This is a genomic window from Ruegeria lacuscaerulensis (assembly GCF_013031245.1).
Lineage (GTDB): Bacteria > Pseudomonadota > Alphaproteobacteria > Rhodobacterales > Rhodobacteraceae > Ruegeria > Ruegeria lacuscaerulensis_C.
Map to the genome: position 1 here is coordinate 1 of NZ_WPZL01000051.1, position 14882 is coordinate 14882.

General features: G+C 56.5%; 6 protein-coding genes. 2 read left to right on the forward strand and 4 right to left on the reverse strand.

The window, feature by feature from the left end:
* Positions 1 to 108: 108 nt before the first annotated feature.
* On the reverse strand, positions 109 to 1335 hold the full coding sequence (locus GOX66_RS23995) for a RidA family protein (RefSeq protein ID WP_170766210.1): 1227 nt from the start codon (positions 1333 to 1335) through the stop codon (positions 109 to 111).
* Positions 1336 to 1840: 505 nt separating this feature from the next.
* Here GOX66_RS23995 and GOX66_RS24005 point away from each other — a divergent pair.
* Entirely contained in the window at positions 1841 to 3529 is a 1689-nt protein-coding gene (locus GOX66_RS24005) for an NAD-dependent malic enzyme (protein WP_336509527.1), read from the forward strand.
* A gap of 102 nt (positions 3530 to 3631) precedes the next feature.
* Here GOX66_RS24005 and GOX66_RS24010 read toward each other — a convergent pair whose 3' ends face one another.
* Complete coding sequence (locus GOX66_RS24010; protein ID WP_170766212.1) at positions 3632 to 4825, reverse strand: YbfB/YjiJ family MFS transporter; 1194 nt, start codon at positions 4823 to 4825, stop codon at positions 3632 to 3634.
* A 682-nt stretch (positions 4826 to 5507) separates the two neighbouring features.
* Here GOX66_RS24010 and GOX66_RS24015 point away from each other — a divergent pair.
* Positions 5508 to 8855, forward strand: a complete 3348-nt coding sequence (locus GOX66_RS24015; protein ID WP_170766214.1) for an AAA family ATPase — start codon at positions 5508 to 5510, stop codon at positions 8853 to 8855.
* Between the two features lie 151 nt (positions 8856 to 9006).
* On the opposite strand, the gene GOX66_RS24020 is transcribed toward GOX66_RS24015, so the two are convergent.
* Both GOX66_RS24020 and GOX66_RS24025 read right to left on the reverse strand, forming a co-directional pair.
* On the reverse strand, positions 9007 to 12363 hold the full coding sequence (locus tag GOX66_RS24020; RefSeq protein WP_170766216.1) for an AAA family ATPase: 3357 nt from the start codon (positions 12361 to 12363) through the stop codon (positions 9007 to 9009).
* 385 nt (positions 12364 to 12748) lie between these two features.
* Positions 12749 to 14626 (reverse strand): adenylate/guanylate cyclase domain-containing protein, encoded by a 1878-nt coding sequence (locus GOX66_RS24025; protein ID WP_170766218.1) that lies wholly within the window; start codon positions 14624 to 14626, stop codon positions 12749 to 12751.
* Positions 14627 to 14882 lie beyond the last annotated feature (256 nt).

Sequence of the window (14882 nt, forward strand, 5' to 3'; positions counted from 1 at the left end):
AACTGCACTTTGGCACATTCGATGCCGGTGGAGCAGGAGCCACCCACCTCATCCGCTTTGGGCCGTCCTCATCTAAGCGAGTTTGGCGTTGTATCCTTTGACGAAAATTCACGCTCCCGTATGGCTCTCGAGCATCGCGATCGCCTCTATCTCAATCACCATGTCTTCGTAGACCAGATTGGGCACCGGGATGCCTGTCGTGGCTGGGCCGGGTGCGGTGTAGGAATTGGAACGGATCAGCAGGTTTTCGTGTAGCGCTTCGGCCGAGGCACTGCCTTGATAGAAGGTGGTGACTTTGACCACATTGTCCAGAGTGGCTCCGAACTCATCCAACACGCGAGCAACATTCTCCATGGCGATATGGGTTTGGGCGGCCATGTCGCCAGGTTCCAGCACATTAGCCTGTGTATCAAGCGCCACCTGGCCGCCCACATGGATAAGCTGGCCGGAGCCGACTCCGTGTTTATAAGGCAGTGCGGCGGTCCAATTCCAATGTCCGTCAGGCCAGGCATGACGGATGCGGCGCGCTCCGGGAGCACAGGCGGTCGCGGCGATGCGTGTGGTCAACCCATCGTGGGGAAAGGACGGTACGGGAATGCCGGTGGGCGTCGGACCGGGATCAGGGAAATAATCGGCTCGGATGCGGGCCGAAACTTCCCAATCTTCCGCCGTGCCGTCGCCAAGGTAGAACGTGTTGACCTTGACCACATCCTGCATCCCCGCACCTGCCACATGAAGTGCGCAGGAGAGACGCTCCATCATCAATCGGGTCTGCGCAACGATATCGCCGGGATAGGTGACCGACCCGTCGGCAGAGCGGGCGGTTATGTCACTGGTAAAGATCATGTCACCGCATGTCACCACATGCGAGAAGGCTTCAGGCAAGGGGGATTGGGCATTGAGATGGTAATTCTGGCGGGGCAGAGCGCTGCCATCAGGAGCGCGCATAGCGACGCCTTCGATTTCGCACAGCATGTCGGGATAGCAGAGTTCAGGCAGGTTGATCAGATTAACTACCGGTTTAACCTCATGACCGATGATGTTGGCCAGTAGGTTCAGCATCTGGAACTCATCACCCGCGTCACCGACATAATAAACAACCAGCCGCACCAGGTCGGTGAAATCCACACCAAGGTCGGTCAGAAGATCCTGCATATAGGCCATCGAATTACGCACTTGGGCATCCAGATCGCCGATGTTTCGTACGGTTCCCCGGGCATCCAAATCCACCTGCCCGCCAGTAAAGACCATGTCGCCCGCCCGCACTGCATGGTGGTGAGTCAGTTTTACCGGCCAATTCCAGTGTCCCTCGGGAAAGCTATGTCGCCTGGTCATTGGGCGCCTCCAGGCTGTTTGTTACCGGTTAGAGCGCAAGTAATCATGAGGCCGAAGATCTGGCCAGTGGTTTCTGAAACGCGCATGTGTCGACAGCACAAATGTGCGGTTTGAGCCCCAAGTGCCAGATGCCGTGCTTTGAACAGTTCGGGGCCTGTGCACATGCTCCAGATCATGGCTGCGGGGCATCAAATTCGCGCTCGGCCCGGACCCATTTTTTCTCTTCGCTCATTTGGTTTATCCTTCACCTGTCTGATAATGCTGTCCATCGCATCAAACCGATTTTCCAAGATGATCCGGTATTGGTCGGTCCAACTTGCAATTGCTTCCAATGGCTTTGTGTTCAACACACAGGGGCGAAAATGCGCCTCCCTGGTTCGCGTGACGAGTCCAGCTGCCTCCAGCAAGCGGATGTGCTGAGAAATCGCAGGCAAGGTTGCGTCAAAAGGCTCTGCAAGTTCGTTGCATTTATTGGCGTATAATGCTGACCTTGACGGACAGATGCGTGCAACCTGCGCGTGCCGATCCGAAAGGACAGCCTATGGTCGATTCCGGTCCTGCAAACCTACAGTACGTGACGAACCCGCTTTTGAACAAAGGCACCGCCTTTTCATTGCGCGAACGAGAAGAGTTTGGGTTGTTGGGCCTTCTTCCACCGCACATCGAAACGCTCGAAACCCAGATAGACAGGGCCTATGCCGCCTTTGAGCGTGAAGAGACACCGCTGGACAAGCACATCTATCTGCGCGGTCTGCAGGATAGCAATGAGGTTTTGTTTTACGCTCTATTGGTCCGGCATTTGTCTGAGATGATGCCGATAATTTACACACCCGTTGTGGGGGATGCCTGCAAGCAGTTCAGTGAAATCTACGACCATCCACGCGGATTGATCATTTCATACCCCGAGCGCGACCGGATCGATGACATACTTGATAATGCCATCCTGCCCTCTGTCGAAGCTATAGTCGTCACCGACGGAGAGCGGATTTTGGGTTTGGGCGATCAAGGCGCGGGCGGCATGGGAATCCCGATTGGAAAGCTTTCGCTTTATACCGCTGCAGGCGGAATAAGCCCGTCTGTGACCCTTCCGGTGGTATTGGACGTCGGCACCAACAATCAGGAACGGCTGGAAGATCCGCTTTATATCGGTTGGCGGAATGAGCGCGTCAGCGGGGCTGATTATTTCGATTTTGTCGATCTTTTTGTGCAGGCTGTGAAGCGTAAGTGGCCGGATGTATTGCTGCAGCTCGAGGATTTTGCACAGCAACATGCAGCGCCTTTGCTCGCGCGGTATCGTGATCAGCTCTGTACCTTCAATGATGACATTCAAGGGACGGCAGCGGTAACGGCGGGCACTTTGCTGGCCGCCTCAGATGTCACCGGTATTCCGTTAAAGGACGCAACCATCGCGTTCCTTGGGGCGGGGTCTGCAGGAGTGGGTATCGCCGAACAACTGGTGCAACTCATGGTCCGCCAAGGATTATCCGAGACAGAGGCACGCGAGCGCATCTATATGGTGGACCGGAACGGGTTGTTAACCGATGCGATGACAGATCTTCTGCCGTTCCAAAAGCAAATTGTCCAACCCCTCACCAAAGTGGGAAGCTGGTCCGATGGTGAAATTTCATTGCTGGATGTGATTAATCACGCCAAACCCAACATTTTGGTTGGTGTGAGCGGGCAGGCAGGCTTGTTCTCAGAAGACATCATTCGTGCGATGGCCACTCACGCAGAACATCCCGTCGTGTTGCCCCTTTCGAACCCAACATCGCGAATTGAGGCCGTGCCTGCAGATATTATCCACTGGTCAGATGGTCATGCATTGGTTGCCACCGGAAGCCCGTTTGATCCTGTTGCCTACAACGGTAAGACGCACCATGTCGCGCAATGCAACAATTCCTACATTTTCCCAGGTATGGGGTTGGGTGTGCTGGCGACAGGCGCGCGCCGTGTCACTGACGGAATGTTCATGGCCGCTGCCGAGGCGCTGGCCACATTGTCGCCCGCGAAGTCCGATCGCACCGCCAGCTTGCTGCCCGATGTGAGGGACATTCGCCAGGTCAGCAAATCTATCGCATTTGCCGTTGGTCAACAGGCACAACTGGATGGGGTTGCGCCTAAATCCACCGGGGATGACTTGAAATCGGCGATAGATGCGAAGTTCTGGACCCCGCACTATGAGGAGATTGCCTGAAGCAGGCCCGCGCAGGAGTGACCAGAGGGCTTAAATTTGCGGCTTCGGAAACCACTGAGTTTGTTGTAGTGAATGAAACGCGGCACCTGAGCGTGGTTCGGATTACGACCGTTGCGCCTCACGGCTGAGCGGCTTTTGCATCGCAGCACAAAGGGCACCCACCAGCAAGACCGCAGAGGCCACGATTAGGCTGTCCCCTATTTCTCCGGTTATGTCCCCGATGACGCCGGCCCCGATCGGCCCCAGTGCCTGTGAGATGGCGAACACCACGGTAAAGAAGCTTATGGTTGCACCCCAATCCGATTGTTCCACATTCTGGCGGACAAAGCTGGTTACAGCAGTAGGCGGCATAAACACCGACAGTCCGAACACAAGTGCCGACATAATCAATCCATATCCGGATGGAACCAGGATCGGCAGGGCCGAACCTAATGCGACACCGCTCAGGATCAGTGCCAGCGGCATTCCGGATGAAAAGCGAGCCAGCACCCCGCGCCAAACAAAAGGAGAGGCCATAATACTGAACCCCAGAACCATCCACGTTGCAGTAGTCAACAAGATACTGGAATGCTGCTCTTTCATCCAGACAGAGATAAAAGTGACGTAGACAATGTATCCCAAACCGAACAGCGCATAGCCGCCGAGTTCGCCAAGCACTCTGCGCACAGGGGGGATGGAAGGCAGCGCGGCGGCGTGTTCTGTTTCGTTCAATCTTGTTGAAGCCCAAATCGAGAATGGGCAAATAACCAGGGCTGCCAACCCGACCCCGATCCACGCCCAGTCCCAATATTGTGGCCCGAACACGTCCAACATGCTCGGAAGAGTTGCGCCGCACAATGCGATGCCAAATCCACCGCCACCGCCAAAGTACAAGGCGATGGCCAACGCATTCTTTCGGGCGTCGCTCTGGAACAGCGATGCCGCCAGAACGCCGCCTGACACAAAGGAAAGGGCACCGAACATTCCCACCAAGGTACGACAAGCGGTTTGAAACACGAGGTTCTCATCAAACCCGGTCGCCAAAAGACACAGTGCAGTCGCCACAGTACCGCTTGCAAATAACCGCGACGCCGAAATATGCCGGATCAGCAACAGGGTTAGAATCGAACCCACTATGTAGCCAATCGAATTGGCCGTATTTAGCCAACCGGATTGAGTGAGACTCCAGCCAAGACTACTTTTCATAGACGGCAGAATTAGGCCGTATGCAAAGCGACCAAAGGCGTTGGATATGCTGACGCCAAGCGCAAGGCCCAGCAATATGAGCCACGGGTTTGTAGGCTTTGCCGCGGACATGAAGTTCCTTCCAGATTGAACGATCAACCTGCCCCAATGTGCCTGGTCATGCAATCCTACGTTGTTCCCATTGCTCAGTGCCAAGCACCGCTTTGCTTCGGTGACTGCCGCTGAACTCGAAACGCTGCCAATGCCAGTTCACGTGGTGTGGGGCGAGCAATCTTGGGATGTTTGGACAATCCCAAGCAAAGCTGCCACCAGTCTTACGAATGTGCACGGTAACGCGATTCCTGGAGCTAACCACATTTGGCCAGCCAAAGACCCAATGGCTTTGCTGTCCCGGCTGGATGGCGTGCTTCATCAAGGTCCCAGAAGAGCCTACTTTGCAGCCGCGGCGAGCGTCGGCAATGTGAGCTGCGAACGCAGCATTTGAGACATAGGTCGAGTGACCGCTATGGGCCGTTCCTCGATCGCCCTAGGTGCGGCTTAGGGCCGTATTCGAGGTTCAAAGGATTGAATGGCAGAGGCCATACCACGCTGCGCCCGATGTCAGCAGCGAGCCCATTGCGAACATAGTGGCAACGTGACTGCTGCATAGAGTGATTGCCGAGCCGAACAAAGTCGGCTGAAATTTCCATCTGTTACGCGCCGAACAAAGCCCGACGGAAGCTGGGCCGAGCCACGATCGGCAAAACCTCGTCTAATCCTTGCTATCTGGTAGGATGTCCACAGGAGGACTCGAATGGCGGAAGATCTCAAACGGTGGCTGGAGCGGCTTGAACTTGGGAAATATGCCGATTTGCTGGTGGAAAACGAGGTCGCCCTGCTGGATATTCCCCACGTCACTGAACAGGATCTGAAAGACCTGGGATTGCCGCTTGGGCCCCGTCGTCGGTTTCTGGCGAATGCGGCCAAGTTGGTACAACAGAGCTCTGAAACGTCCATAAATGAGAGCGCTCCCCCGGTTCCCACGTCCGATCAATCCGCAGAGCGACGTCAGCTGACTGTGATGTTCGTGGACCTGGTCGGCTCAACAACCCTTTCAGCAGGGCTCGACCCTGAGGAAATGCGGGAAGTGATCCGGGGTTTCCAGAATGCTGTTGCTGGCGAGATCACGCGCCTTGACGGCCACGTTGCCAAGTTTATGGGTGACGGTGCGCTGGCTTATTTCGGCTGGCCAAGGGCACACGAAAACGAGGCTGAGCGAGCGGTTCGTGCTGGCATGGCATTGCTTGAGGCAATTGAGCGTCTAAGCGCGCCGGACGGAACGCGTTTGGCAGCAAGGATGGGTATCGCGACCGGATTGGTTGTGGTCGGCGATCTTGTCGGCGAGGGGTCGGCGCGCGAAGAAGCAGTGGTGGGCGATACGCCGAACCTCGCAGCGCGCCTTCAAGCGCTGGCTAGACCGGGTCAAATCGTATTGGCCGAAACGACAAGTCGGTTGCTTGGTGGTCTGTTTGAACTCGACGACCTGGGCCAGCACGATGTAAAGGGCCTGGCTGCCCCAGTCGCCGCCTACGCCGTAGTCGGTGAGCGGACATTGGAGAGCCGATTTGCGGGGCGAGATTCCGCGATTGTGTCAGAGATCGTTGGTCGGGACCAGGAACTGGCGTTGCTGATGGAGCGATGGGGGCAAGCTGGAAAAAGCGAAGGCCAGATGGTTTTGCTGACGGGAGAGGCCGGGATTGGCAAGTCGCGTATCACGCAAGCCCTATTCGACGAACTGCGAGACCAAGATCACACGAAAATCCGGTATCAATGCTCGCCCTACCACACCGATAGCGCTCTCTATCCGGTGATCCAGCAGCTGCGCTTGTCTGCCGGGTTCGCCGCGCAAGACAACAACGACACGCGACTCGACAAGCTCGAAGCCCTGTTGGGGCAAGGCACGTCAGACACCGCTGCCCACGCACCATTGATTGCTCCTTTGTTGGCACTTGACGCGGAAACGCGCTACGGCGCGCCCGACCTCAGCCCGGAACAATTGCGTTCAAGGCTGCTTCAGGCTTTGATCGATCAGCTCGTGGGGTTAGCAGAGGCGCGGCCTGTTTGCTTCGTGATCGAGGATGCCCACTGGATTGATCCAACAACGCTGGAACTCGTTGAGCTGGCTTTGAATTCGGTCGCAAATTCGCGCATCTTGGTTCTCATGACCGCTCGTCCAACATTCGATCATGGTTTTGGCGGTCACCCCGTTGTTACCCGCCTGATGCTGAATCGATTAGGCCGTTCGCAGGTTGCAAACATTGTGGCGCGTGTCGGTGGGGGCAAGCCGTTACCAGATCCGGTCCTCGACGAGATCACGGCCAAGACCGATGGTATCCCCTTGTTCGTAGAAGAAATTGCCAAGGTGGTTTTAGAATCCGGCGCATTGCGTGAGGAGGACGGTGCCTATGTGCTAACGGGACCGCTCAGTGCACTGTCCATTCCGGCGACATTGCACGACAGTTTGATGGCGCGCCTAGATCGTTTGCATCCGGTCAAGGAGATCGCCCAAATCGCATCGGTGATTGGCAGGACCTTCGATTACCAAACGCTTGCTGCAATCACTTCCCACTCGGATGGTGATCTCGCGGCGGCGCTGGATCGCCTGGTGGAAGCGGAACTGTTGTTCCGTCGCGGTACGCCCCCTGAAGCCAACTATCTTTTCAAGCATGCGCTGGTGCGTGATGCAGCCTACGAAAGCCTTCTGAAGTCACGACGCCAAACATTTCATGCCGATCTGCTCACGACGCTTGAGGCAAAAGACGACGCACAGCCAGAGATCCTCGCCTATCATGCCGAGCAGGCTGGCGAGACGGAAAGGGCGATCCGGTATTGGGCCCGGGCCGGCGACGATGCGTTTGCGCGTCCGGCCCACCGCGAAGCCGTAAACCACTTCGAGAGTGCCTTGCGCCTAGTGCGCGGTGCAAAGGAAGGCGAGTGTGACAGGGAACGGGAACTAGAGCTACTGCTGCGGCTCAACCACACGAACATGGCTGGGCGTGGCTACGCGCATCCTATCACGGTTGACGGTTTTGCCGAAGCGCGCCGCCTTGTTAATAGCATTGGCGAGTCACCACACCGGTTCCCGATCTACTATGGCAATTGGGTCATCTCTCATGTCAGTGGTCAACAGGCGAACGCACTCGAAATTGCCGAGGAAATGTTCGATGCCGCTTCAGGCGACCACAACCCGGATCACTCGTTCATGTCCGCCCGGTCCTTTTATCTGAGCCGAACGATGACCGGTGCCTTTGAAACGGCCGAGAGAGATTACGAATGGGTGCTTGAACTGTACGACCCGGAACGCGAGCCGGATCTCACACGGCAGTACGGCCAGAGTCCCCATCTGGGCCTACGATGTTACCGCGCGATTGGCCTGGCCTGTCGTGGATTTCCAAGCAGGGCATGGGACGAGATGATCGGCGTTCCGGAGCATTCCGAACAGCTGGGTCATTCAAACACCATTGGCTACGCCTATACCCATTACGGCATGCTGGCGTGGCTGCTTGGCAAGCATCAAACGGCCGAAGAATTCAGCCGCCGAGCGATCCAATTGGCAGAAGAACACGGGCTAGTGATGTGGAAGGGGATCGCAATGCTGGTTCTTGCGGCAGTGTTGCCGTCAAGGGGCCAACCGGAAGAAGCCGTCGATCTGATGGAAGAAGGCATGGCGCGATGCGAAGAATTAAACACGCATGTTTATGTGCCTTACCTCTATTCCCATCATGTCGGCAATTTGTTGGCCGTGAACCGGTATGAGCATGCGGTAAAGGCGCGGGACAAAGTCATTACCATGACCGATCAAGGTTCAGAACGGTGGGCCAACGCCGAGATTTTTCGGATGCTCGGAGACTCTGAACGGGCCGGTCTAGGCGGAAATATACTCGCCAGGAAGTCATATCTCCTGGCACTCGGTATTGCCCGGAAGCAGAATGCCAAACTGTGGGAGTTGCGCACCTCGGTTGCTCTTGCACGCCTGATGCGAGACGAGGGTGAAACCGGCCACGCTCAGGAGTTGCTGGCCCCGATTTATGCCTGGTTCAACGAGGGGCAAAACACCCCGGATCTCACCGAGGCAAAACGGCTTCTGGATGAGTTCTCCTAACTCCGTAGCACCGGCGACACAGCCATTTGCGCACCCAGCATAGATCCATTGCAGAAGTCGGAAGTTTACTCACTCTGTAATAGCTTAATTATTATTCCATTCGTTGTCCGCTATGTACCGCACAGTTTACTTCAGCGATTGAGTCTGCGGTCTAGCTAAACGACTGCAACAGAGCGCGCGCCTCGCAGAAGTCTCTCGTCTCAAATCCTTCAGTAAATTTGCTCAGGATCGCCGCAAGTTTGTCGGCAGCTTGGTGGCGTTCTCCCTGCAAAGCGAGAAGTTCTGACAGATCCCGAACTGCTCGCAACTCGAAGGCAAGCGCTTCTTGTTGCCTTGCGATTTCGATTGCGCGGTGCAGATCCGTTTCTGCCAGGGTTCGGGCACTTGCGTCCGCCGCAAGGTTGATTTGTGCGCGGGTTCGGTGCAACTCGGCGGCGGCAGAGACATCTTCGCTTTGTGCCATAGCCTCAAAAGCCAGTGTCATTGCATTTGCTGCGGCGGCGTGTTCGCCAATCTTCGCATATGCCTCGGCCGCCAGAGATTGATGCATCGGGTCAAACCGGGCCGACCCGATGCGCCGTGCTTCGTCGAAGCCCGCTTCGATGTCCGCGAGACCCGAACCTTTGTCTTGTCGATGCAGTGCTGCACCTAAATGGATAAGGGCCCACGCATGCCACAGAGCGAGCGACATCTCTTCCGACACTCGCAGCGCTTCCCTGGCCGCTTGCTCGGCCGCGTCGTCACGACCTAGCCAGAGATTGACCAGCGTGGCCCCCATGCACAGAGCGAGACCCGTCGTGTTAGGGTGCTCTACCTCACGTGCCCAGCTCAACGTATTCTCAAGTTCTTCCTCCGCCTGATCGGCGAAGCCGAGATGCCAAAGGCACCACGCGCGATAGTTGCCCCCAGCAACGCGCGGGTCGTGCCCAAATCGGAACTTGAGATCGTTGTGAGCGTCGGGTTTGTATAGAGCCAGAGATTGCTCTGCCAAAGCCAGACTTTCTCGAAAACGTCCAGCGTGAAACCGTTCCAACGACAAGGCGCGCAGACTGATCAAGCGTGGACCCGTATCTGGCCGGGAATGTGCAACAGCTGAAAGACGCTCGGCCAATTCAGGTGAACCGCCAACGGCTATGTACCGCGCCGCCCAAAGACCGTAGATTGCAGGTAGCTGCAGAGTGGCATCGCCGACCTCGTCCGCCAATTCCATCGCTCGGGTGAATGCGGCCACGGTTGCCTGACCTTGATAGCCTTCACTGGCCATCAATGCCTGACCGAGCTCTAACTGGATAACCTGTTCGCGGCGGCGCCAGCGCGGATCGCTCCCAAGTTCGCCACAAAGGCGGACTGCCGCATTGAAATCGGCAATGGCTTCGCGAAAAGCTGGGCGCTTGACGGCCGCCCGTCCAGCTTCCTCCCAGGCCTCCAGCGCGTCTTCCCGACGGCCCGCGGCTTCGGCGTGTTGAGCACGAACCTCAGGTTCTGCGTCTCCACGCGCAACCAAGACGTCGTAGAGCAGGTGATGCAGTGTCACCCGGCGACTTCTCAGAAGGCTTTCATAAGCTGCGTCACGCACCAGCGCATGTTTGAAGAGATATGTTGCGTCCTTGCCGGATCTGCGGCGAAAAACGAGCTCGGCGGCCACAAGCCTGTCGAGTGCTCCTTGCAGGGTTGCGTCGTCCTGCTCGGATATTGCTGTCAGTGTCTGATAGTCAAATGCGCGACCGATAACTGCTGCCGTCTGGGCGACTTCTTTCACGCCATGAAGCCTGTCAAGCCGCGCCATCAGCGAGTCATGCAGCGTTGCCGGGACAGCGACATTATCCAGCGAAATGCCCGCGTCATCGGCGTTTCCTGTCGTTCCAAGCATGCCCGTTTCCACGATGGCTTTGGTCAACTCCTCAACAAACAGCGGAACACCATCTGTGCGTGCCGCAATCTCGTCGACAAGATTTTTAGGCAGGCTGCGCCCCTCGATAACGCGTTCGATAATTGATCGCGTGGCCGCACGAGCCAGCCTGTTGAGTGCGAGCCGGGTCATGGTGGGGTGACTGGCAAGTGGCGCCGAAAATGTTGGTCGTGCCGTGACGACGAGCAGGACCCGCAATTCAGCGAGATAATCAAGCGCCAATTCGATGAGTTCCAGCGTCGTTGGGTCTATCCAGTGCACATCTTCGACCAACCAAAGTACCGGCTGTTGCTGCGCAAGGCCCCGCAATTGTTCAACCATGGCCGCAAGTGTGCGATTTCGACGTTGTTGAGGCGAAAGAGTTGATGCGCCATAACGTTTGGTTCCGTTGAGATTTATCATCTCGGCGAAGAGTTGCGCCGTTTCATCGAGACTGGCGGCCTTGTTGTTGGCACGTGAAAGAAGGGCTTCCAATCTGTCCAGACGCTGATCGAGACTATCTTTAGCCTCAAATCCGGCAGCCTGCGTGATTTGTTGAATCGCAGGGTGCAGTGCGCTGTCAGCGTGATAGGGTGAGCACTGATACCGTAGAAGTGTGTGCGGAACCTCATCAATGGATGCGACCAGCGCCTCTGCGATCCGGGACTTGCCTATCCCCGCCTCTCCCGTGACCAGGATGGCCTGGCCTTCGCCCGCTTCAGCCTGGCGCCAACGCTCCATGAGCAAGGCCAGTTCCTGATCACGTCCCACAATTGGTGACATCTCTCCATGTTGGCGGGCCGCGAACCGACTGGCCAGCGTCCGCTCGCCTTGCACGGCAAAGACTGGAGTCTGTCCCGCGATACCTTTGAGTACCTGGGGCGGAAGGGCCTCGAGAACAAAGATGTCTCCAATCAATCGTCGTGTGGCGTCTGCAACAACCACTTGCCCAGCCTCTGCGACGGATTGGAGCCGCGCTGCCAGATTGGGCGTGTCTCCAATCACGGCTTCTTCTTGGGCTGCACCCTCACCGATGAGATCGCCAACGACGACGAGTCCAGTTGCCACGCCGATACGACAGGCCAAAGGTTTTTCGTCCCCAGTAAGGCGGGAAACCGTTGCAATGATCGACAACGCCGCTCGTACGGCGCGTTCCGGCTCATCTTCGTGGGCGCGGGGCCAACCGAAGTAGGCGAGTATTCCATCTCCCATGAACTTCGCCACGTGGCCTTCTACGCGGGCAATCTCGCCTGCAACGGCATTCTGATAAGAGCGTATCACAGTGCTCATATCCTCCGGATCAAGTCGCGCGGAAAGCTCGGTGGAGCCCACGAGATCCACGAACATAACCGTAAGCTGTCGGCGTTCGGCGTCAGAGCTGGGGGTCTTTCCCAACTCGGCGTCAGTTGGGCCGGGTGCTAACTGCGTGTCCTCCTTCTTGCCCAAGCCATCGATTGCATTGAGCAACTTTCGACGATGTCCAATCGAAGTCACCCCAAGTTCACGCAAATCGTCAGATGTGAGTCCAGAGATGACGTCCAAATCGATGTCGTTCTCGCGAAACGCGGTCTCATAACGTGACAACCCAAGTGCGGCGAGCCAGTCGCCAACATCCCACATGCCAACTTCTCCCCTGTCTTTCCTGAAGGATCTCTACGGAAGTTTACATGTTGAATGAAGGGCTGTCTCGGATTGCGTTAGGATCGCTGTATGCTCTGGCTTAGGATTTCCTACAGCCAATAGAGCGTTTTCATCGCGAACCCTTGGCTACCGAACAGTGGCGCAGTTAAACTCTTCGGCAGAAAAATCCGCAGTTCTTGAATTCGACTGACCCTATTTTTTGCACTTACATCGAATGACCGGTTTTGGGGAACCGCACTGCAGCGCTCATAACTCTTCTCAGGGTCCGCTAAGGGCCGCGAGCTTCGGCCCATTGACCTTTCTGCATGGTCAGTTTCCGGATCTACCCGTTGAGAACGATTTACCGCACGTTGCTGTTGGCAGGTTAGTTTTTGCGGGGAAATTCCGGGACCCCCGCGGCTTTCGCCGCTTCATACATCCTCGTCCGATTTTCCTCGGATTTCCAAGTTTCAAGATACCGCCATTCCGTTAGATTGAAATCTGGATTTGTTTCCAAAAATTGCTCCACGAGCGCAGCGGCTTCTTCTGGCCTGTTAAGCAGCGAATAGGCCGCCGCCAAAAAAATCTGAACCTGCCCCCTCGGCTTAATAGATGTTTTCGTCCAAAGGCGCACGACCTCTTCGTAGTTTCGGTTCATGAATTGCGCCAGAGCCAGAAACGAGACATCCCGGTATGTCTCCACGGGACTAAGACGTTTGGCGATCAACAGATAGTCCACGGCACTTGCGGCGTCCCCTGCAAACTGGAGATAGAAACCCATGAAGAGGTTAGCCTCGTAGCCATTAGGTTCGAGGATAAGTGCTTGGTAAACAGCGTCGACGGCTGCATCTGCGTCGCCGCTGGCGACATACACGCCTCCCAGAGCAATGTGCCCCCACGCAAAATCCCTGTCGAGTTCAATTGCCTTTCTGGCAAATTCTAGTGCCCGTGACAGGTGGGTTGATGGCGTGTCTGTGTATTGGAAACGCACCTGCACCGAGAGGTTGAAGGCGAGCCCGGCGTAACCGCCCGCAAAATTCGGGTCCAACTCTATCACCTGCTCAAAGAGTTTCTCGCCGCGCAGGATATTGTCCCTGCTTGGCACATCGACAGTGCGGCGCGCCTGCAAGAAAACATCGTAGGCGTCGATGTTCGTTGTGTACTTCTGGTACAGCCTTTCGTTCTCGTTGGCTTTCAGCGTTACCGACAGGGCTCTTGCCACCTGCCGCGCGACCTCGGACTGAACTGCAAACACGTCTGTGACGTCGCGATCATAGCGCTCGGCCCAAAGGTGCTCTTCGGTGGCCGCGTCTATGAGCTGTGTTGTGATCCGTATCTTCTCGTCGGTCCGCCTGACGCTGCCCTGCAGCACATAGCGCACACCCAGGTCCTCGGCGACCTGACGAACATTCGTTGCCTGTCCTTTATAGGTGAAGGCCGAATTCCGTGCGATCACTAAAAGCCCGGAAATTTTCGACAGATCGGTAATGATGTCCTCAGTAACACCGTCAGAGAAATACTCCTGCTCCGCGTCAGCAGACAGATTGTCAAAGGGAAGGACAGCGATTGATGGTTTGTCGGATAACGCCGAAATTGCGTCGGCTGGATCGGTCGACCCGGCTTGATGCCACCACAATAGACCACCGCCAAAAAGTAGGCCGATAATCACAATGGCGGCTGACACGCGCCAAAGCAACTTCCGACTCGGACGACTGCTTGCTGCCGGTGGGCTGCCGTCTAAGAGCACTTTGAACACCCAAACAGGGCGAGAGATGTTTTTGACCTCGACCTCGCCCAGGTCCTGCAGAGGATAGTCAAATTTGTCGCGCAGCTGATCGCGAGCCGCTCGCGAAATGCAGACTCCGCCGGGATCGGCCAAACCCTCTAGTCGTGCCGCGACGTTCACACCGTCGCCGAAGACGTCGTCATCTTGCGCGATCACGTCCCCGAGGTTGATGCCAATTCGAAACAGAATCTGCTTGTTCTCGGGCATTTTGGCGTTTCGGGCTCGCATGCCCTCCTGAACCGCCACTGCGCACCGCGCTGCATCCACGACACTCGCGAACTCGACCAATAGTCCATCACCTGTGGTCTTTACCAGCCGACCTCGATGCTCGGCGATGCATGGGCCGATGAGGTCTTTGTGATGGGCGGTCATCGCAGCGAGTGTGCCTTCCTCGTCCTCGCCCATCAACTTGGAGTATCCCTCTGCGTCAGCAGCGAGAATGGCGGCAAGGTGGCGTTTGGGCTTTGCGTCGGTCATTCGTGAGGTTCACTTCCCCGGAGCATCCTGGCGGAAGTGTAAAGCAAACGCCGTAAAATTTACATCGGGCCGCAAAATCCCTGTCGAGCGTCATCCGAATGCCGTGACGAGCGACGAAACTTCTGAAAGTGGCGCATCCTTCCAGTAGCCCGAATGGCAGGTTTCGGGATCAGCCGAGAAGATCGAACCTTTGGCTCAACTGCATCTGTGGGTGGCTCCTGCATTGCAAGAGTTTATTGGCGATTTTTGCGGTCGT

Bases quoted from the DNA above. Each gene is read 5' to 3' on its own strand.
- GOX66_RS24020 (WP_170766216.1), bottom strand. From the start codon at position 12,363: ATGTGGGATGTTGGCGACTGGCTCGCCGCACTTGGGTTGTCACGTTAT.
- GOX66_RS24025 (WP_170766218.1), bottom strand. From the start codon at position 14,626: ATGACCGACGCAAAGCCCAAACGCCACCTTGCCGCCATTCTCGCTGCT.
- GOX66_RS23995 (WP_170766210.1), bottom strand. From the start codon at position 1,335: ATGACCAGGCGACATAGCTTTCCCGAGGGACACTGGAATTGGCCGGTA.
- GOX66_RS24010 (WP_170766212.1), bottom strand. From the start codon at position 4,825: ATGTCCGCGGCAAAGCCTACAAACCCGTGGCTCATATTGCTGGGCCTT.
- GOX66_RS24015 (WP_170766214.1), top strand. From the start codon at position 5,508: ATGGCGGAAGATCTCAAACGGTGGCTGGAGCGGCTTGAACTTGGGAAA.